18 protein-coding genes are annotated in these 19,699 nt (G+C 66.6%); 6 read left to right on the forward strand and 12 right to left on the reverse strand.

Translation table 11 applies throughout. From position 1 onward, the window contains the following. Nucleotides 1-33: 33 nt before the first annotated feature. Entirely contained in the window at nt 34-1,194 is a 1,161-nt protein-coding gene (locus ACMZPQ_RS10050; protein WP_197583263.1) for a putative peptide maturation dehydrogenase, read from the reverse strand. Nucleotides 1,195-1,435: 241 nt separating this feature from the next. On the opposite strand from ACMZPQ_RS10050, the gene ACMZPQ_RS10055 reads away from it, so the two are divergent. After that, the gene (locus ACMZPQ_RS10055; RefSeq protein WP_197583262.1) at nt 1,436-1,714 is read left to right on the forward strand and encodes an NHLP-related RiPP peptide; all 279 of its coding nucleotides are present in this window, start codon (nt 1,436-1,438) and stop codon (nt 1,712-1,714) included. 11 nt (nt 1,715-1,725) lie between these two features. Here the strand turns inward: ACMZPQ_RS10055 and ACMZPQ_RS10060 are convergent, their stop codons facing one another. The 4 genes from ACMZPQ_RS10060 to aceB form a co-directional block, all read right to left on the reverse strand. Continuing rightward, on the reverse strand, nt 1,726-4,233 hold the full coding sequence (locus tag ACMZPQ_RS10060) for a putative peptide modification system cyclase (RefSeq protein WP_414485969.1): 2,508 nt from the start codon (nt 4,231-4,233) through the stop codon (nt 1,726-1,728). 17 nt (nt 4,234-4,250) lie between these two features. Beyond that, complete coding sequence (locus tag ACMZPQ_RS10065) at nt 4,251-5,291, reverse strand: GGDEF domain-containing protein (protein ID WP_197583260.1); 1,041 nt, start codon at nt 5,289-5,291, stop codon at nt 4,251-4,253. A gap of 368 nt (nt 5,292-5,659) precedes the next feature. Next, entirely contained in the window at nt 5,660-6,961 is a 1,302-nt protein-coding gene (aceA, locus tag ACMZPQ_RS10070; RefSeq protein ID WP_014035583.1) for an isocitrate lyase, read from the reverse strand. A 66-nt stretch (nt 6,962-7,027) separates the two neighbouring features. Further along, nucleotides 7,028-8,665 carry a malate synthase A gene (gene aceB, locus ACMZPQ_RS10075; protein WP_197583259.1) on the reverse strand — a complete coding sequence of 546 codons (1,638 nt, stop codon included), beginning with the start codon at nt 8,663-8,665 and terminating at the stop codon, nt 7,028-7,030. A gap of 110 nt (nt 8,666-8,775) precedes the next feature. On the opposite strand from aceB, the gene ACMZPQ_RS10080 reads away from it, so the two are divergent. Next, nucleotides 8,776-9,744, forward strand: a complete 969-nt coding sequence (locus ACMZPQ_RS10080; RefSeq protein ID WP_197583258.1) for a LysR substrate-binding domain-containing protein — start codon at nt 8,776-8,778, stop codon at nt 9,742-9,744. 192 nt (nt 9,745-9,936) lie between these two features. Next, nucleotides 9,937-10,845, forward strand: coding sequence for a LysR family transcriptional regulator (locus ACMZPQ_RS10085; RefSeq protein ID WP_133936135.1), 909 nt, complete (start codon nt 9,937-9,939; stop codon nt 10,843-10,845). Nucleotides 10,846-10,937: 92 nt separating this feature from the next. Here ACMZPQ_RS10085 and ACMZPQ_RS10090 read toward each other — a convergent pair whose 3' ends face one another. Continuing rightward, on the reverse strand, nt 10,938-12,194 hold the full coding sequence (locus ACMZPQ_RS10090; protein WP_197583971.1) for an MFS transporter: 1,257 nt from the start codon (nt 12,192-12,194) through the stop codon (nt 10,938-10,940). A gap of 122 nt (nt 12,195-12,316) precedes the next feature. After that, nucleotides 12,317-12,943: a signal peptidase I gene (lepB, locus tag ACMZPQ_RS10095; protein WP_197583973.1), complete on the reverse strand. Its 627-nt coding sequence runs from the start codon at nt 12,941-12,943 to the stop codon at nt 12,317-12,319. A 274-nt stretch (nt 12,944-13,217) separates the two neighbouring features. Here lepB and ACMZPQ_RS10100 point away from each other — a divergent pair, with 274 nt between their 5' ends. Continuing rightward, a complete protein-coding gene (locus ACMZPQ_RS10100) occupies nt 13,218-13,619 on the forward strand; it encodes a hypothetical protein (RefSeq protein ID WP_100441234.1) in 402 nt (133 codons plus the stop codon). Nucleotides 13,620-13,622: 3 nt separating this feature from the next. After that, nucleotides 13,623-14,069, forward strand: a complete 447-nt coding sequence (locus tag ACMZPQ_RS10105; protein WP_004153636.1) for a 3-dehydroquinate dehydratase — start codon at nt 13,623-13,625, stop codon at nt 14,067-14,069. A gap of 151 nt (nt 14,070-14,220) precedes the next feature. Here the strand turns inward: ACMZPQ_RS10105 and dcp are convergent, their stop codons facing one another. The 3 genes from dcp to arfB all read right to left on the reverse strand — a co-directional run bounded on the left by dcp (nt 14,221) and on the right by arfB (nt 17,527). Continuing rightward, nucleotides 14,221-16,377, reverse strand: coding sequence for a peptidyl-dipeptidase Dcp (dcp, locus tag ACMZPQ_RS10110; RefSeq protein ID WP_197583975.1), 2,157 nt, complete (start codon nt 16,375-16,377; stop codon nt 14,221-14,223). 111 nt (nt 16,378-16,488) lie between these two features. Beyond that, nucleotides 16,489-17,091 carry a lysophospholipid acyltransferase family protein gene (locus ACMZPQ_RS10115; protein ID WP_008266991.1) on the reverse strand — a complete coding sequence of 201 codons (603 nt, stop codon included), beginning with the start codon at nt 17,089-17,091 and terminating at the stop codon, nt 16,489-16,491. A gap of 4 nt (nt 17,092-17,095) precedes the next feature. Then, on the reverse strand, nt 17,096-17,527 hold the full coding sequence (gene arfB, locus ACMZPQ_RS10120; protein WP_004153612.1) for an alternative ribosome rescue aminoacyl-tRNA hydrolase ArfB: 432 nt from the start codon (nt 17,525-17,527) through the stop codon (nt 17,096-17,098). Between the two features lie 133 nt (nt 17,528-17,660). Here arfB and ACMZPQ_RS10125 point away from each other — a divergent pair, with 133 nt between their 5' ends. Beyond that, the gene (locus ACMZPQ_RS10125; RefSeq protein WP_197583977.1) at nt 17,661-18,188 is read left to right on the forward strand and encodes a DUF2059 domain-containing protein; all 528 of its coding nucleotides are present in this window, start codon (nt 17,661-17,663) and stop codon (nt 18,186-18,188) included. Nucleotides 18,189-18,264: 76 nt separating this feature from the next. Here the strand turns inward: ACMZPQ_RS10125 and ACMZPQ_RS10130 are convergent, their stop codons facing one another. Both ACMZPQ_RS10130 and ACMZPQ_RS10135 read right to left on the reverse strand, forming a co-directional pair. Continuing rightward, nucleotides 18,265-19,029, reverse strand: a complete 765-nt coding sequence (locus ACMZPQ_RS10130; RefSeq protein WP_495495831.1) for a pseudouridine synthase — start codon at nt 19,027-19,029, stop codon at nt 18,265-18,267. An 86-nt stretch (nt 19,030-19,115) separates the two neighbouring features. Further along, the gene (locus ACMZPQ_RS10135) at nt 19,116-19,694 is read right to left on the reverse strand and encodes a class I SAM-dependent methyltransferase (RefSeq protein ID WP_197584007.1); all 579 of its coding nucleotides are present in this window, start codon (nt 19,692-19,694) and stop codon (nt 19,116-19,118) included. Nucleotides 19,695-19,699 lie beyond the last annotated feature (5 nt).

A 19,699-nucleotide genomic window follows, 5' to 3' on the forward strand; every position in this document is an offset into this window, starting at 1 on the left:
TTTGGCGCCCAGCGCTGGGCGCCTGCTGACGTGTCAGACCTTCCAGACGCGTTTCAAAGGATCGAATTCGCTGGTTGCCTGCGTTTCTGATCGCCAACCAAGACCGCACATCATCACCGGGCTGGACGCTACGCCATCCAGCCCAAGCATCGCCTCGATGTCTATCTCGTTGATCGCTGCGGTGACATAAGCCGCCAACCCGAGTTCCGTTGCCGACAGCATCCACTGCTGGGAAAGGTGCCCTGCATCGAGCAGGACAGCACGATAGGCTTTGGGATGCTTGCGATACTTCCAGAAGCTGCGCGGAAAGCGAGCGACCTGCACGATATGCAGGGGCGCATCAGCGAACCAGTCCTGCCCAGCCAGCAGTCCGAGTACATGGGAGCGCAGGTCGTCGAGTGCGAAGGGCAGTGCGCGCAACGCGTGTTCCACAGGATGATAGTGGTAGACGCCGCTTGGCAGGCCTTCGACATCGAGCGCGATCACATAGGTCTCGAGCGGATGCAGCCCACCACCTGACGGAATGTTCTTCTTCAGGAACGCCATGTCGTCGCTGGGCCTGACCACGGCGTGCGCCTTGACCGTACGCTTCATCACCTGGGCGAGCAGCGCTATGGGCAGGGGCCTGTCCCTGGCAAAGTTTCGGCAGGTCGCCCGGTTCCCCAACATGGAATCACGGGCGTCGTCCATGCTTTCCGGAAGACGCACGGGTGCGACGTCCGGGGCGATCGTCGCCAGCGGAGGCGGTCCGAAACGGGCGCGAAGATCATGCGCCGTCACCAGCCTCTCGTCGCGCATTTCCTTGGCACTATCGACGCCTTGCCAGCGCCCCAGCCGATGCATGAGTGCAGCCAACGGCCACCAGTTAGAGCTCCGCACCCGCTCGTCACGATCGCGATGAGCGTCCGGAGCATCGGCCCCATCGCCAATGAGGAGGCCCTGTTCGAGCAGATGCAGCCATGCCCCAGTATCCTCGCCGACCGCCGAGGCGTCGACCCAACGCTCGGAATCGATCCGTCCAAGCAGCGTCACGTCTTCCGCACTGACCACCACCGGTGCATCCAGATGGGCAGCCAATGCATGCCAGCGCGGCGTCGACACCAGCCCGGCCTGCCCCTGCAGGAGCAGTTCCAGATCAAGCGAAACCTCGGCTCCTGGCTCGAACATCACGATGGAACATCGGCGGATCTGCATGTGCGCTCCCATCCAAAAACAGGATTATGCGCGCCCACGCGGGTCATGAAGGAAATTGTCCTGTGCGCAGCTTTCGGCAGCCTTTGCTGACCCGCAATACCTGTTCATCCCGCCGTGTTCCGGACCTCAGCGGATGTGCTGAGGCTAAAGCGGAGCGATCCGGCGCCGCTATATCCGGACGTGCCACCGGTCGGTAGCACACTGTCGCCCTACCCTCCGCTACCTGTCCGGAACCACCACCGTGTCAAACGAAAAGAAGCCGCTTTCGCTCAATGATGCCGTCGCACTGCTGGATCTGCTGACCTCGAACGAGGCGTTCCGGGAGGCCTTCCAGCTTGACCCAGCAGGCGCACTCTCCCAGATCAGTGCCGACGCTGCCGAATCCGCCAAGGGCTGCATGATGGCCGGGCCGCTGGCGCCGTCTGGCGCGCTGGCCTCGTCTCGCGATCGCCTCCTTGAACAGTTCACCTCCAAGGGAATGTTCACGGTTCCCCACTGCTTCATCGAAGGTGAGCAGTAAGCCTTCCACCGCTACTGCCGTGGCGAGGGATGGATGGAACAGCCCGCCGCCACGGGAGAGTGGGTGCTGTCGCGTACATTCAAACCACCGAGTACGGCGGAACCGGATGCTTCAGCATAGGCGCGTCCTCGGTGAGCCCGCATCCACTGCTGTTGTTGTTGTTGGCCGGCGTCGTCGCCCAGTTCGCCTAGTGCCTGAGCCAGCACACTGTGAACCTGGAACAGTTCGTTCCCGTTCACAAAGGGCTGGAGTTGCTGAACGGCACCGGTAGCATCCCCCGCAAGACGGCGCTGGTTGGCGCCGACGATCGCCGCCATTTCTCGGGTCTTGTCATCGCCGATCTGCGCTGACAAGGCGGTCAGCCTGGCGTCGAAACGCGAAACGGATGTCCAATGGCCCATCCGCTGGGCCGCGTACATCGCCGTAGCCGCGAAGAAAAGCCGTTGGCCGCGATCCTCTTCGTCAACGTCCCCTGCACGCTCCAGCAGTCGGGCCACCAGGGACGTCACCTCGGAATGGTTCGCACATTGCCCGGCCGCCGCCTGGGTCGCAAGCGCGACCACCGACAGAAACTCGCACACCGATACCGAGTCAGTGCAGTTACGCGAGGCTGCACGGGACTTGTTCACGGCGTCATCCCGCTGGTCCCTGTCGAGGTCGAGCGACACGCTTTCGAGCCAATGGGCAACATCGGGCGCGGGAATGTCGGCAAGCATGCGCGCCGCGCCCTGCAGGTCACCGGATGCAGCAAGCGCGGCGACCAGGTGCCGGTTGGGGCGTCCGTTGCTGAGCGACAGTGCCTGGCGCTGTGTCAGCAGCGCGCCGCTGATGTTTTCCTGGGCCAGCTGGATCCGGCCCAGCAGCTGCAGGGTCACAGGCCGCAGCGGGTTCTGGGGCACGTCTGCTGCCTTGACCGCCTGCTCGGCTTCACCATACCGGCCCAACAGGAATGCGGCCCATGCATGGTTTACGTTTGCCCCGTGATGGTCAGGATACAGATCGGCCAAGGTCCTCCATGCCTCCAGTCCTGCGCTTTCATTGGCCGAGAACATCTCTGCCTTCCAGGCGTCGAGGTACAACTTCTCCCGGGTGCTGAGGCGGTTGCGCAAGCGTTCAATGTCCGCCAGCAGCGTGCGCGCTTCATCGCGCTTCCCAAGGCTGACCAGGATGCGCATCTGCGCCAGCCACGCCATCGCAAACTCGGGGTCGATCTGCGTTGCTATCTGGAAGTACTTGAGTGACTCCCTTACACGGTTGCCTCCATAGATCGCCTGTCCTTTGGCATACGCGTTGAGCGCATCAAGGCTGGCTGTCGCAACCTGCGGCAGCGGCGCGGATGTTCTTCCGATCTGCGCCATGGCTTCGCCCAGGCGCGCGCGCAGCTGCACCACCACCTGGTCACTCGAGGCCAGCGCAGAAGGCAATCCCTTGCCATCTGAATAGACCGAGTAAACGGTCTCGCCATTTGCCGGGTTCACGACATCCACGGCGACGCGGAGCTGAACATGCACCTCTCGGATCGAGGGATCCAACACCGCACGCGCGCCGTCGCGCAAGGCGATCTGGATGGCGGCCGCTCGATCGATCTCGCGCCCCTCCGGCATCAGCATGCGGGTCATGGTGTCGCGTGCCTTCAGATCGCTCAGCACATTCACGTAGCTCGACTGCTCCAGGCCGATGCGCATCGCTTGGCTCAACGCATCATCCAGCAACGGATTGTCAGTCAGGTTGCGCGCATCGGCCATCACCACCCAGTCGCGCTCGGCGAAGGCAATGGCCGGCTGCGGCCGGGTCAACAGCCAGAGGCCCAGCCCGACAGAGGCAATCAGCGCCGCCTGCGCGGCCATTGCCAGCGGGCGCCGCCAGAACGGAACATCAGGGCGTGCCTTGTCGCTGGCACGCGGCCGCTGCAGCGTGCCCTTCCCTGCCACTGCCACGCCCAGCACTTCCATCGGTTGTGCCACGCCACGAAAGCGCCAGCGACCAAATGACTTCCACTGCAGGCGCCCCCCACGTTCGCCCAGTTCACCAGCTGCGCGGCGCACCACTGATTCGGCAGCCGCCGACAACAGCAGTTGCCCGGGCGGTGCCAACTGCATCAGGCGCGCGGCGATCGGCTTGGCCAGGCCCTCCACCTCCACTGCCTTGGATCCATGCGCGATCGATTCGGTGCTGTTGTTCCACAGGATGACCTCGCCCACATGCAGGCCCGCCCGCGCCTGCAGGCGGATGTCGCGGCCCTGCCCCAGCGGTTGCAGGCCACGCTGGTAATCCAAGGCGAAGCCAAGCGCATCGATCGGGCGCTCGAACAGCATGAACAATCCATCGGAGCGGTCGATCAGCTGGCCATTCCAGCGCTGCTGCAGCGCCAGCACGAGGCGATCGTGTTCCTGGAACAGTTCGGCGGCGGCGACATCGCCGATGCGTTCGACCAGCAGCAGCGAATCACACAGATCGGTGAACAGCAGCGCGCGCAGTTGCTGGTTGTGCGGCGTCGACGTTCCGTTGTCGCCATTCATCGCCTCTGTCCTCCCGATCAAGGTGATTCCGCTGCATCCATCCAACGCAGGCAGTTGCCGCCGTCGTGCTTGGCCCGGTAGAGCGCGCGGTCGGCGCTGGCGTACCACTCGCTCCAGCCCGATTCCGGCGCCAGCAGGCTGGCACCGATGCTGACCAGGCTGACGTGCGGCGTGCCGTGGCTGCGTTCGAGCAGCCCATGCACCGCGCTGAGGATGAACTCGGCCGCGTGCTGCACGATCTCATGATTACCACGGCGAAGGATCAGGCAGAACTCGTCGCCACCGAGGCGGCAGGCCAGATCCTGCTCGCCGGCCATCGAGCGCAGGATGTTGCCCATGCTCTGCAGCACGCGGTCACCGGCCTGGTGGCCATGGCGGTCATTGATCTGCTTGAAACGGTCGCAGTCGATCAGCAACAACGCCTGCGGCAGCCCATTGCCGTCGACGCGGCACTCCTGCAGGTACAGGGTGAGGCCGCGCCGGTTGTGCAGGCCGGTCAATTCATCGGTGCGCACCAGCTCACGGGTATGGGTCAGCTGGTGGGTGGTGATGTACAGGTTGTCCAGCGCGGTTTCCAGATCGTGGTTGCGCCGGCGCAGCTGGCTGATCAGGGCCTGCTCGTTGGTCAGCACCCGCATGATTGTGCGGCGCAGGAAGTAGGCAACCAGGCCCGGGTCGGATTCAACCAGGCGATGGAAGTCGGACGGGCCCAGTTCCAGCACTTCACAGTCGACCAGGGCCCGGGCACTGGCGCTGCGCGGATGGTCGCCGACCAGCAGCCCCAGCTCACCGAAGAACTCGTGCTGGCCCAGGGTCTTGATCACCAGGTCCTCGCCGAAGTCCAGTTCGATCTGGCCCTCGAGGATCACGTACATGCGCTCGCCACGGTGGCCACGCTGGAACAGCCACTGTCCGGCATGAAGCTTGCATGCGCGGGCAAACCTGGCGAACAATGCGACCTCGGCATCGGACAGCAGCGCATGCACGATCTCGGCCATCGCCACGCGGGCGATACCTGTCGTCACATCACTGTTCTCGGCCGCACCCCTGCCGGTCATTCCCTGCACCCGCCGCCAGCGTCCCCTGGTGAGCCGCGGAGCATAGCACCGCTTTAAAATGTGCGCCCTATCTCATTTTGAGCTTTCCGGCCCGCGTCTCCAGTGTGAACAAGCAAGGTGGCCGTTCTGGCCGCCAGGGGCCTGGAAAAAGTCGTTCCGGATCAATCCGATGGGCGTCTTCACGGGGTTTCGGCCAAGTTGCCCGGCGATGGGGTGCGCCGGATTGACGCTGCCCACATTCATCCCTATTCGATCGATACAACAACGCCGGCAGGTCCCCCGACCTGCCGGCGTTGCCTGGCCCTTCCGTGGCCACCCTGATTGCTGTCTGGCCCGATCGATTGCCGGTCATCGGCCGGCACGACCGATCACGCGGCGCGTTCGCTGCGCCCGCCGTGGAACTGCTCTTCTTCGGTCGAACCGGTCAGCGCGGTGGTCGACGACTGGCCCTGCTGGATCGCCTGGGTGACCGCATCGAAGTAGCCGGTACCCACCTCGCGCTGGTGCTTGACCGCGGTGAAGCCACGCTCGGCCGCTTCGAACTCGGCTTCCTGCAGCTCCACGAACGCGCTCATCTGGCGGCGCGCATAGCCGTGGGCCAGGTTGAACATGCCGTAGTTCAGCGCGTGGAAACCGGCCAGGGTGATGAACTGGAACTTGTAGCCGTAGCTGCCCAGCTCGCGCTGGAACTTGGCGATGGTGGCGTCGTCCAGGTTCTTCTTCCAGTTGAAGCTGGGCGAGCAGTTGTAGGCCAGCAGCTTGCCCGGGAACTTCGCATGGATCGCCTCGGCAAACCTGCGGGCGAATTCCAGGTCCGGCTTGCCGGTCTCGCACCACACCAGGTCGGCGTAGGGTGCGTAGGCCAGGCCGCGGCTGATTGCCTGGTCCAGGCCGTTGCGGGTCTTGTAGAAGCCTTCCACGGTGCGCTCGCCGGTGGCGAACGGCTTGTCGTTGCCGTCGATATCGCTGGTCAGCAGGTCGGCGGCTTCGGCATCGGTACGCGCCACCAGCAGGGTCGGCACGCCCAACACGTCGGCGGCCAAACGCGCGGCGTTGAGCTTTTCAATCGCCTCGCGGGTCGGCACCAGCACCTTGCCGCCCATATGGCCGCACTTCTTCACCGAGGCCAGCTGGTCTTCGAAGTGCACGCCGGCGGCACCGGCCTCGATCATCGCCTTCATCAGTTCGAAGGCGTTGAGCACGCCGCCGAAACCGGCTTCGGCGTCGGCCACGATCGGCTGCAGGAAGTCGATGTCGTCCTTGCCTTCAGCGTGGTGCAGCTGGTCGGCGCGCAGCAGAGTGTTGTTGATGCGCTTGACCACCGCCGGCACCGAATCGGCCGGGTACAGCGACTGGTCCGGGTACATCTGCCCGGCCAGGTTGGCGTCGGCCGCCACCTGCCAGCCGGACAGGTAGATCGCCTTCAGCCCGGCCTTGACCTGCTGCATGGCCTGGTTGCCGGTCAGCGCGCCCAGCGCATTGACGAACTCGCGCTCATGCAGCGATGCCCACAGCTTTTCCGCGCCCAGGCGGGCCAGCGAATGCTCGATGTGCACGGTGCCGCGCAGGCGCACCACGTCGGCGGCGCTGTAGTTGCGCTGGATGCCTTCCCAGCGCGGGTTGGTATCCCAGTCGTGCTGGATCTGTTCGGCAGTGGGCAGCTTGCTCATGTCTTTCTCCAGTTCGGTTGGTGCGTACAGCGGGGAGGGAAATGGCGGCGGAACGCGGGCGCTCGGTCAGTCGATGCGTGCGTAGGCCGGCAGGGTCAGGAAATCGGTCAGTTCGTCGTTGCGGCTCAGTTCGGCCAGCAGGGCGATGGCTTCGGTGATGCGCGCGCCACCGGGCAATGCATGGGTATCGCCCAGCCGCGCCGGCAGCTGCGCCAGCGTGGCGTCGAGCAGGGCCAGGTCGATCGCGGTGCCGTCGTCCAGCTGCTGGCCCGGCGTGTGCAGCCACTGCCACAGCTGGCTGCGGCTGATCTCGGCGGTAGCCGCGTCCTCCATCAGGTGATGGATCGGCACGCAGCCGTTGCCATCCAGCCATGCGGCCAGGTAGCGCACGCAGACTTCCACGTTGCCGTCGAAACCGGCGCGGGTGATGGTGCCCGGCGGCCGCGCGATCAGCTCATCGCGGCCGACACGCACATCCTGGCGCAACACGCTGTGCTGGTTCGCGGTGGGCATGTGCTCGTCGAAGATCGCCATCGCCACCGGAATCAGCGCCGGATGCGCGACCCAGGTGCCATCGTGGCCCGCGCTGACTTCGCGCAGCTTGTCGGCGCGCACGCGGGCCATCGCCTGTTCGTTGGCGGCCGCATCGTTGTTGATCGGGATCTGCGCGGCCATGCCGCCCATTGCATGCGCACCGCGGCGGTGGCAGGTCTGGATCAGCAGTTCCGAATACGCCTTCAGGAACGGCTGGGTCATGGTCACCTGGCCGCGTTCGGGCAGCACGCGGTCGGCATGGCGGCGGAAGGTCTTCAGGTACGAGAAGATGTAATCCCAGCGCCCGCAGTTCAGCCCGACGATGCGGTCGCGCAGCGCGTGCAGGATCTCGTTCATCTCGAACACCGCCGGCAGCGTTTCGATCAGCACCGTCACCTTGATCTGGCCGTGCGGCAGGCCGAGCATGCCCTCGATGTGCGACAGCGCGGTCTCCCACAGCGCGGCCTCTTCCATGCTCTGCAGCTTGGGCAGGTAGAAGTACGGGCCGCGGTCCCTGGCCTGCAGCGCGCGCGCGTTGTGGAAGGCGAACACCGCTGCGTCGAACAGGCCGCCGGCCAGCGGCTGGCCATCAATGGCCACGTGCTTTTCGTCCAGGTGCCAGCCACGCGGGCGCACGATCAGCACCGCCTGTTCGTCATACGGGCGCAGGGTGTAGTGCTTGCCGGGCTTCCCGTTGGATGCCGGTGCGGTGTACTCCAGGTCACCGCGCACCGCCGCCGCCAGCGACTGCTGCCCGGCCAGCAGGTTGCGCCAGGTCGGCGAGGTCGAATCCTCGAAGTCGGCCATGAACACCTTGGCGCCGGAGTTCAGCGCGTTGATGACCATCTTCGGGTCGGTCGGGCCGGTGATCTCGACGCGGCGGTCCTGCAATGCGTCCGGCAGCGGCGCGACGGTCCAGTCGCCGCTGCGGATGGCGGCGGTGTCTTCGCGGAAATCCGGCAGGCCGCCCTGGTCAAAGAACGCCTGGCGTTCGCGGCGTGCCTGCAGCCGTGCCTGCCGGCCCGGTTCCACCGCACGGTGCAGCGACACCAGCAGGGCCAGCAACGGCGCCGGCAGCACGGTGTCCTGGCCGGCCACGCGGGTCGCCAGGGCGATGCCGGGGGTGGCCTTGGCAGCGGGGGTGGGAACAGCAGAAGCGACGGCGGACATGAGGCGACTCCAGCAGTGGGGGAACGTCTCCACGGTGCCGCCGGGGTCGAGTATTTGGCAAAACAGTTTTTGCAATGTTCTACATAAATTGTGCTAATACTTGTGACGCGATGAGCACACGCACCCCGACAAGTCCTCGTTTTTCCTACAAATCCGACCGGTTGAAGCCACTCCGTGCGTTCTGCCAGACGGTGCGCCTGGGCTCGGTCTCACGGGCGGCTGAGGCACTTTTCGTCAGCCAGCCGGCCATCAGCCTGCAGTTGCAGGCCTTGGAACGGGAGCTGGGGGTGCCGCTGTTCGAGCGCAGCGGGCGCCGCCTGGTGCCCAGCCGCGAGGGCCAGCTGCTGTATGAAATGGCGCAGCCGCTGGTGGAGAACCTGGACGGGCTGGAGGCGCGTTTCCGCGACAAGGTTCGTGGGCTGGACGCAGGCGAACTGAACATCGCCGCCAACAGTTCGACCATCCTGTACCTGCTGCCGAAGATCGTCGAGCGCTTCCGGATGCATCATCCGGACGTGCGCCTGACCCTGCACAACGCGATCAGTGCCGATGGCACCGACCTGCTGCGCGAGGATGCCGCCGACCTGGCAATCGGTTCGATGACCGATGTGCCGGCCGACCTGACGTATGCGCCGGCTTACCGCTTCGAGCAGGTGCTGATCGCGCCGCACGACCATCCGCTGGCCAGTGGCGGCGAGCTGGAGCTGGCTGACATCGCGCGCTACCCGCTGGTGCTGCCGCCGAAGCGGCAGATCACCTACCGGCTGGTCGACCAGGTATTCCAGCGCCACCGCATCGCCTACACCGTGGCGCTGGAGGTGGGTGGCTGGGAGGTGATCAAGCAGTACGTGGCGATGGGCATGGGCATTTCCATCGTGCCGGCGCTGTGCCTGAACGAAGCCGACCACGAGCGGCTGGCGGCGCGCTCGATGAAGCGCTGGTTCCCGGAGCGCAGTTACGGGGTGATCGTGCGACGCGGCAAGGCGTTGTCGGCGCAGGCGCGGGCGTTCATCGAACTGATCCAGCCGGAGTTGTTCAGTCCGCGCGATTACGACCAGAGCGGGCATTCCGAGCGGTGAGGGGTGTGCGGCAGGGCTGCGCCCCACCCCTGCGGTAGTGCCGGCCGCTGGCCGGCAACAGCAACCGCGGGCTTGCTGAGGGATGGCGGTGGCTGTTGGTGGGTGCCGACCGTTGGTCGGCACGGGGTCAGAGCCCGTTGCTGTGCAACGGGCTCTGACCCATTTCCGGCTGGCGATGAATAAACTGGCCCCATGTCCATCGAACTGCGCCACCTGCGCTACTTCCTCGCCGTTGCCGATACGCTGCACTTCGGCCAGGCGGCAGAACGGCTGGGCATGTCGCAGCCGCCGCTCAGCCAGCAGATCCGCCAGCTGGAGGAACTGATCGGCGCGCGCCTGTTCGTGCGCAGCCATCGCCGCGTGCAGCTGACGCCCGCCGGGCAGCTGTTGCAGGAACGGGCACGCGCCATCGTGCAGCAGGTGGAAGCGGCGGTGGACGAGGTGCAGCGCGCGCAGCGCGGCGAGCAGGGCGAGCTGCATATCGGCCTGACCCGGGCCACGCCGCTGTCACCGCAGATTCCGCGTTCGATCCTGCATTACCGCCAGCAGTATCCGCAGGTGCGGTTGCAGCTGAGCGAGATGAACACGCTGCAGCAGATCGATGCGCTGCTCGACGGCAGCCTGGACGTGGGCATCATCCGCAAACGCACGTTGCCACCGGAGCTGGTGGCACACAGCCTGTTCGTCGATCCGCTGGCGTTGATCGTGCATGCCGACCACCCGGCCCTGCGCCGGCTCTCGAAGCAGGGCACGCTGTCACTGCGCGACTTCGCGCAGGAGCCGTTCGTGGCGTTCCGGCGCAGTGCCGGTGCAGGTATCCACGACCACATGATCGCGCTGTGTGCGGCGGCGGGCTTCACCCCGCGCATCGTGCAGGAGGCGGGTGAAGCCTCGACGCTGATCAGCCTGGCCGCCGCCGGCCTCGGCGCGGCGATCCTGCCATCGTCGTGCGATCACATCCGCGTGGAAGGCGCGCGCTTCGTGGCGCTGGCCGACGCCGGTGCGCATTCGGAAGTGCAGCTGGCGTGGCGCCGTGAAGGGGTGACGCCGTTGATCCGCAACTTCGCCACGCTGCTGCGCGAAGCGTTCGCGGAAGGGTAAGCGTGCAACCCACCGGCAGTGCCGGCCGCTGGCCGGCATGCGGATCGCTGTGGAATTGCCGGCCAGCGGCCGGCACTACCGTACGCGTTGGATCACGCCGCTACCGGCTGCGGGGCGCGTTGCTGCAGCGCCCAGACGATACCGCCGCCGATCAGGGTCAACGCGGCGGCGAACAGGCAGACGCCGCGCCAGTCCCAGGCCGTGTACGCCAGCCCACCCACCCCGCCCAGTACGCTTGAGCCCAGGTAATAGGCAAACAGGTACAGCGCGGAGGCTTCGGCGCGCATCGTACCGGCGCGGCTGCCGACCCAGCTGCTGGCCACCGAATGGCCGCCGAAGAAGCCGAACGTCACCAGTGCGATGCCCAGTGCCATCGTGCTCAGCCACGGCATCGCCAGCAGTGCGATGCCGGCACCGATCAGTGCGAACGAGATCGACAGGATGCGGCCACGGCCGTAGCGCGTGGCCTGCTGGCCCATCCACGCCGAACTGAAGGTACCCACCAGGTAAACGCTGAAGATCAGGCCGACCACGGTCTGGCTGAGGTGGTACGGCGGCGCCAGCAGGTGGTAACCCAGGTAGTTGTAGAGGGTGACGAACACGCCCATCAGCACGAACGAGGTGGCGAACAGCAAGGGCAGGCCGGGGTCGGCGAACAGCGCGCGCCAACGCGACGGCAGCTGGCGCAGGCCATCGCGGCGGGCCTGGAAATGCCGCGACGGCGGCAGCTGCAACCACAGCAGCACGGTACTGGCGATGGCGATGATCGAGACCACGCCGATGCCCCAGCGCCAGCCCCAGTGGTCGGCGATGATGCCGGCCAGCAGGCGGCCGCTCATGCCACCGATGGCGTTGCCGCCGATGTACAGGCCCATCGCCAGGCCCAGCGCGCGACTGTCCATTTCCTCCACCAGGTAGGTCATCGCCACCGCCGGTACGCCGCTCAGCGCCAGGCCAAGCAAGGTGCGCAGCACCAGCAGCGTGGTCCAGTCGTCCACCAGTGCGGTGCACAGCGACAGGGTGGCCGACGCGAGCAGCGCGGCGATCATCAGCGGGCGGCGGCCGATCGCATCGGACAGCAGCCCGGCCAGCAGCATCGCCACCGCCAGGGTGCCGGTGGTCAGCGACAGCGACATCGCGCTGCCGGCGGCGGACACGCCGAAGTGGCGGCTGAATTCGGGCAGCAGCGGCTGCACCGTGTACAGCAGGCCGAAGGTGGAAAAACCGGCCAGGAACAGCGCCAGCGCGGTACGCCGGAAGGCCGGCGTGCCCTGCTGGATGCGGGTCTCGGTGCCGGTGTCGGCAGTGGGGAGGCGGCGTTCGACGGCCGCCGCGGTTTCGCCAGTCATGGGATCGATGGGCCGGTGGGGCGGCCGGGCGTGGGAGGGAACGGGCCCAGACTAGGCCCGTTGATCCAGTCGATCCATAACCTGATGAGTCAGGATTGATACACAGGAAGTATCAATTCAGCTTACAGGCGCTGCCACTCGAAACCCTCGCCACGGCGGTAGTACACCGCCACGGCGCGTCCGTAGATCTTGTCGGCGTCGACGAAGCCGAAGAAGCGGCCATCGAAGCTGTTGCCGCGGTGGTCGCCCAGTACCAGCACCTTGCCGGCCGGCACCACCAGATCGGCGATGTCCGGGCCGCCGCCCATGTCCAGGTCAAGATGGGCACGGCGCTGGCCGAAGGCTTCCACGTCCTGCAGGTCGGCGATCTGCAACGGCTGGCCATTGATGCTCAGGTGGCCCTCGCGCATCTGCACATGGTCACCGGCCACCGCGGCCACGCGCTTGATCAGGCGGGTGCCGTCGGCCGGCGAGTCGAACACCGCCACTTCGCCGCGCTGCGGGGCACCGGTCGCCAGCAGCTCCTTGTCGGTAAACGGCAGGCGCAGGCCATACGCGCGCATGTCCACCACTACCCGGTCACCGGGCTGCAGGGTCGGCTGCATCGAACCGCTGGGCACCACATAGTGGTTGGCGAGGGTATCGCGGGCGGCGGCCAGCAGGCCGAGCATCACCAGCAGCGGCAATGCTTCCTTCTTCAGCCAGGCAAGCGCACGTTCGGAAAAGGGCGGGCGGGCAACAGCATCCATGACAGGCTCCGGGTGGGTGGTAGCTGGGTCAGACCACAGGCGGGCGGGAGAGGTTCCCGTGCTGGCATCTTCGTAGCGTCGAGCTTGCTCGACTGCTCTGCGCCCCAGTCGAGCAAGCTCGACTCTACAAAGAGCAAGCCGAGCATGGGCTCGGCTCTACAACAGGGGTTACGCAGGTTTTACGCGCGGGGCCGCTGCCGGGCATCGCACCTTTACGGCCACCGCGCGCATCGTGTGCCCACCGCGCCACAGGGCGCATTCCGCAAGGTGTTGTATGACCCTCCTGGTGATCCGCCACGCGTCCTCGTCGGCGCCGCGCCCGCAGCTGCCGGCGCAGCTGGCCGGCCATCGCGTGCTGTGCAGCGACTGCGCCAGCCTGTCCGAAGTACGCCAGTGCCTGTGCCAGCCGCAGGCGCGTTCGGCCGACTGGGTACTGCTGGATGTCGGCGTGGCCGACGAGGCGCAATGGCAGGCCGAGGGTGGCGCGTTGCAGGCGGCGCTTGAACGGCTGCCGGCACAGTACATCGAACTGCAGGCCCCCAGCGAACCTGGCCTGGATGCACGCCTGCGCCTGCAGCACGGCCCTGCCGCGGTGGTCATCGACCAGCGCAGCCAGCAGGCCGGCTATCCGCTGTCGCTGGCCATCGTTGGCCGCCGCCTGGCGCAGGAGGGCTGAGCCATGTCGATCTTCATCATCCGTGGCCCGGAAGCCGCCGGTGCGCTGATCCGTACCGCCATGCCGCTGCCGGCGCCGGTGCTGAAGTCGCTGGTGCACCGGGCGATCGACGCCGGGACCAGCGTCGCGATCCGTGCCTGCGGTTCGGAGCAGGAGCTGCTGGACGCACTGCGCGTGGCCGACCACAGCCGCGGCGAAGTGACGTTGCTTGATCCCGGCGCGTGCGCCAACAGCCTGCGCCTGCAGCGACTGCTGCCCTACCTGCACAACGCCTACGTGGAAGTGCATGACGACGGTGCGGTGGCCGAACCGTGCCTGCCGGCCGGGGTTGGCCAGCGCCTGGGCATCGCCGCAGGGTATGGCGCGCAGAGCTATGTGCTGGCTCTGGACATCGCGCTGGATCACCTGGGGTTGGCCGAGCAGGCCAACCGCGTGCATGTAGGCACGTAACCCGCTTTTGTAGCGTCGAGCTTGCTCGACCGGTTTTCGTGGAAAGGCAGCCGAGCATGGGCTCGGCTCTACAAGGGCGGGGACACCCGTCGAGCAAGCTCGACGCTACACAACGAAAAACGGCGGGGTTTCCCCCGCCGTTTTCTGCTTCTTATTTCAGCCCGCGGAACTTCAGCAGCGGCTCCACCGACGGGTCCTTGCCGCGGAAGTCGCGGTACAGGGTCGACAGCTCCACGCTGTTGCCACGCGAGAGGATCTTGTCGCGGAACTCCTGACCGTTGGCGGCGGTCAGGCCACCGTGCTCGGTGAACCACTGGTAGGCGTCGTGGTCGAGCACTTCGGCCCAGAAGTAGGCGTAGTAACCGGCCGAGTAACCGCCACCCCAGATGTGGTCGAAGTAGGTGGTGCGGTAACGCGGCGGCACCTGCGGCAGGTCGACCTTGAACTTCTTCAGCGCGCTGGCTTCAAAGGCGCCGACATCCTGCAGCGGCGCGTCGGCCTTCTGCGTGTGCCAGGCCAGGTCCAGCAGCGCGGCCGACAGGTACTCGGTGGTCGCATAGCCCTGGTTGAAGCTGCGTGCCTTGAGGATCTTGTCGACCAGTTCCTGCGGCATCGCCTCGCCGGTCTTGTAGTGCTTGGCGTAGTTGGCGAACACCTTCGGGTCCAGCGCCCAGTGCTCGTTGAACTGCGACGGGAACTCGACGAAGTCGCGCGAGGTGGCGGTGCCGGCGATCGACGGGTACTTCACGTTCGAGAACATGCCGTGCAGTGCATGGCCGAACTCATGGAACATGGTGGTGACGTCGTCGAAGCTGATCAGCGCAGGCTGGCCAGCGGCCGGCTTGGTGAAGTTGCAGACGTTGTAGACCACCGGCTTGGCACCGGTCAGGCCGTCCTGTTCGACGAACACGTCCATCCAGGCGCCGCCGGACTTGCTGTCACGCTTGAAGTAGTCGGTGTAGAACAGGGCCAGCGAGGTGCCGTCCTTGTCGAACACTTCGTACACCTTCATGTCCGGGTTGTAGGTCGGAATGTCGGTACGCGGCTTGAACGTGATGCCATACAGCTGGGTGGCGGCGTAGAAGACGCCGTTCTGCAGCACGTTGTCCAGTTCGAAGTACGGCTTGATCTGCGACTCGTCCAGATCGTACTTGGCCTTGCGCACCTGCTCGGCGTAGAAGTCCCAATCCGATGCAGCGACCTGGAAACCACCCTTCTGCGCGTCGATCACCTTCTGGATCTCGCCGGCTTCGGCGCGGGCCTTGGCGGTGGCGGCCGGCACGGTGTCGGTCAGCAGCTTGAGCGCGGCGGCCGGGGTCTTGGCCATCTGGTCGCCCAGCTGGTAGTCGGCGAAGGTGTCGAAGCCGAGCAGCTTGGCCTTCTGCGCACGCAGCTGGGCCAGGCGCTGCACGGTCTGCCGGGTGTCGTTGGCATCGCCACGCTCGGCGCGGGTTTCCGAAGCCTTCAGCACGGCCGCGCGCTGGTCGCGGTCGCTGAGCGAGCCGAGCACCGGCTGCTGGGTGGTGTTCTGCAGCGGCAGCAGGAACTTGCCGTCCAGCTTGCGGTCCTTGGCGGCGGCCGCCGCGTTGTTGATCGCATCCTCATCGAGGCCGGCCAGCTTGGCCTTGTCGTCGACGACCACGGCGGCGGCGGCAGTGGCGGCCACCAGGCGGGCGTGGAACTGGGTGGAGAGGGTGGTCTCTTCCACGTTGAGCTTGCGCAGCGATGCCTTGTCGGCGTCGGACAGCTGCGCGCCGGCACGCACCAGGCCGTCGTAGTAGTGCTCGACCAGGCGCTTCTGCACCGGGTCCAGCTCCAGCGTGTCGCGCTGGTCGTAAATCGACTTCACGCGCGCGAACAGCTTCGGGTCGAGGTTGATCTCGTCCTGGTGCGCGGCCAGCTTCGGCGCCACTTCTTCCTGGATCTTCTGGCGCGCGTCGTTGGTATCAGCCTGGACCAGGCCGAAGAAGATGCGCGACACGCGGTTCAGGGTCTCGCCGCTGCGCTCCATCGCCACGATGGTGTTGTCGAAGGTGGCCGGCTCGCTGCTGTCGGCGATCTTGCGCACGTCGGCCAGGTGCTGGCGCATGCCTTCTTCGAAGGCCGGCAGGTAGTCGCTGTCCTTGATCTTGTCGAACTGCGGCGCCTGGAACGGCAGCGTGCTGGCGCTCAGCAGCGGATTGGTGGAGGCTTCGGCCGGCTGCTGGGCCGGGGTCTTCTGGGCTTCGGACACGGGGGTGGACTCCTTGCCGGAACAGGCCGCCAGCGCCAGGCTGATGGCGGCGGCCAGGACTACGGTACGCGACATGTAAAACGCTCCTTGGGCAGACGGTACGGAATACCAGCCCTCCACCCTACTCCTGTCGCGCTCGCCCAGCATGTGCCGGACGTGGCGTCTATGCAGGCCCTGCCGGCGGGCTCAGACCGTGCCGCGGGTCTTGCCGATCCAGGGCCGGTAGAACTCGCGGATGGCGGCCATGTCGGCGGCGTCGTCACCGCTGGGGGTGAACAGCGGCCCGATGCCGATGGTCTTTTCCGGGTAGTGGAAGTACGCGGCCAGGATCGGCACGTCGGCCATCCGGGCAATTTTCAGGAAACCGGCCTTCCAGTCCTTCACCGCCTTGCGGGTGCCCTCGGGGGTGATCGCGAACCACATCTTCTCGTTGTTGCGCAGCAGGTCCACCGCCTGGCCCACGGTGCCCTGCGGCGAGCTGCGGTCGAGCGGAATCACGCCCAGCTTGTGCAGCAGCGGGCCCAGCGGCCACCAGAACAGCGAGGCCTTGCCCAGCACCTTCACCTTCATGCCCAGCGCGATCTTGGCGGCCATGCCCCACAGCCCGTCCCAGTTGGACGAATGCGGCGCGATGATGAACACCAGCCGGGGAATGTCCGGCAGGGTGCCGGTCACCTTCCAGCCACCCATGCGCAGCGTGCAGCGCGCCAGCCAGCGCAGGAAGGCGTTGGGTTTGACCTGTGGCATCTGCGGCGGCACGGCCGGCAGCAACGGAGTCGGGTTGTTCAAGCAATCACTCCCAGTCACGTGATGAGCGCCCGCGCTTGATCTGCGCGCGCCCGCGTTTGGCGTCCAGACGACGCAGTTTCGACCCGAGGGTCGGCTTGGTGGCCTTGCGCGGTTTGGGCACGCTCAACCCGGCCTGGATGAAGGCCGCCAGCCGATCGCGCGCATCCTCGCGATTGCGATCCTGGGTCCGGAAACGTTGCGCATCGATGACCAGCACGCCTTCGCCGGTCATGCGCCGGTCACGCCGCGCCAGCAGGCGCGTGCGCAACGGTTCGGGCAACGAGGGCGAGTTGGCCACGTCGAAACGCAGTTCCACCGCGGTGGAGACCTTGTTGACGTTCTGGCCACCGGCGCCACTGGCACGCACGAACCGCTCGACGATCTCGCCGTCGGGGATTTCAAGCTGCGCGCTGATGGTGACCGGTCCACTGCCCATCCGCGCATTGTAGCGGCAGCTACGCGCAGGAGTGCGCATCGCGCGCCGTATGCCGCCGATCAGGTACCGAACACGCCGCCTTCGCCTTGGCTGCGGGTATGCTGGCCGTCCCATGTACCGCAGGAAGCTTCGCATGACCCGCTCCGCACCCGCCCTGTCGTCCCTGCTGCGCCGCGCCGCCCTGCTGCTGGCGCTGGCCGTGGCCAGTGTCCCGGCGCTGGCCGCGCCGCCGACCGACGGCGACATCAACCGCCTGCTCTCGGCCTCGCGCGCGCAGAGCATGATCGACACCATGCTGCCGCAGATCGAGGCGATGCAGCAGCAGCAGTTCCAGCAGGTGGCCGCGCAGCGCCAGCTCAACGCCCAGCAGCAGGAACAGCTGAAGCGGATCCAGGCACGGACCAGCCAGACCCTGCGCCAGGCCCTGTCATGGCAGCAGCTGCGGCCGATGTACGTGGACCTGTACAAGAAGACCTTCAGCAAGGAAGACGTGCTGGCGATGGCCGAGTTCTACGAGAGCGCGGCCGGCCAGAGCCTGCTGGACAAGACCCCGGCGCTGATGCAGAACGTGATGGTGGCGATCCAGGCCCGCATGCAGCCGCTGTTCGCGGACCTGCAGAAGGACCTGGAAGCGATCGTCAACGAGCCGGAAAAGAAGTGAGGTAGGGCCGGCCGCTGGCTGGCAACCTCGTACGGTTGGGATCAGGCAGATGCCGGCCAGCGGCCGGCACGACCGTCTATAGGTCCTGGTTCCAGCCGAACAGGTCCAGCGCCTTCTGGAACCCAGCGTCCAGCGGCGCGCGTACATCCACCATGCCGCCGTCGGGATGCGGGAACCGCAGGCGCTCGGCGTGCAGCAGCATGCGATGCACGCCCTGCATGCGGAAGATGCGGTTGTGGCGGCCATCGCCGTGGCTGGTGTCACCGATCATGTGGTGCGACAGGTGCTTGAGGTGCCGGCGGATCTGCCGGAAGCGCCCGGTCTGCGGCTGGCAGCGCAGCAACGCATAGCGCGAACTGCTGAACTCGCCGATCGGCACCGACAGCTCGCCGGTCGCCAGGCGCTGGAAGTCGGTGATGGCCGGCTTCTTCACCGGCTTGCCCGGGCCGCCGTCCAGATCATGGTCGACCTGCCAGGAGAGCTCGGCCGGCCAGCCGCGGCACACGGTCAGGTAGTCCTTCAGCACTTCGCCGCCCATCAGCGCCTTGCCCAGCGCGCTGGCGGTATCACGGTCGAAGGCCAGCAGCAGGCAGCCGCTGGTCGCCCGGTCCAGGCGGTGGACCAGGAAGATCGGGCGGCCCAGCTGTTCACGCAGGCGGTCGGCCAGGAAATCGTCTTCTCCACGGGCCAGCTTGCTGTCGTGCACCATCAACCCGGCCGGCTTGTTGACCACGGCCAGGCGCTCATCCAGGTGCAGCAGCTGCAGGGGTGCGGTTTCGGTCTCGACCGCAGCGAGGGTGTCAGGTTCGGTGCTCACGGCAGGATTATCGGGGCTGGGCATTGAATGGGGTAGAGCCGGCCGCTGGCCGGCTGCCTCCGGGCAATCGGATGGCTGCGTTTGCCGGCCAGCGGCCGGCACTACCGGGATCAAGCGTTGCGCACCGCCAACAGCTCGCCGTTGCCCACCGGCACCAGACTGGTGCTGAACCCCTCGTCGGCAGCCAGCAGGGCACGCAGCGGCTCCATCTGCGCGGCGTGCGAGATCGCGTTGTCCACCACCAGCAGGCCACCGGGCCGCAGCACGCGGCGCAGCTGTGGCCACCAGCCGGCGTATTGTTCGCGGTCGGAATCGAGGAACAGCAGATCGAGGCTGGCCTCGGCGGCCTGCGCCAGCCAGCAACCGGCGTCACCGTGGAACAGGGTGATGCGCTCGTCCAGGCCACTGCGCGCGAACGTCGCTCGCGCCATCGCAACCTTGTCTTCGGCGTACTCCAGTGTGGTCACGTGGCCGCCGATGGCGGCGGCAGCTTCGGCCAGCCAGAGCGTGGAGTAGCCGTTGGAGGTGCCGATTTCCAGCACCCGCCGCGCCTGGCCAAAACGCACCAGCACCGAGAGCAACTCACCGGTCTCCGGCGTGATGTTGAGCATGCGCCGGCCGCGCTCGGTTTCGCGCGCGTCGTTGTCGGCACCGAAGCGCGCCAGCTCGTCCTTGAGCGCCTGCAGCACGGTGG

The sequence above is a fragment of the Stenotrophomonas maltophilia genome (assembly GCF_047497515.2).
In the GTDB taxonomy this organism is placed as follows: domain Bacteria; phylum Pseudomonadota; class Gammaproteobacteria; order Xanthomonadales; family Xanthomonadaceae; genus Stenotrophomonas.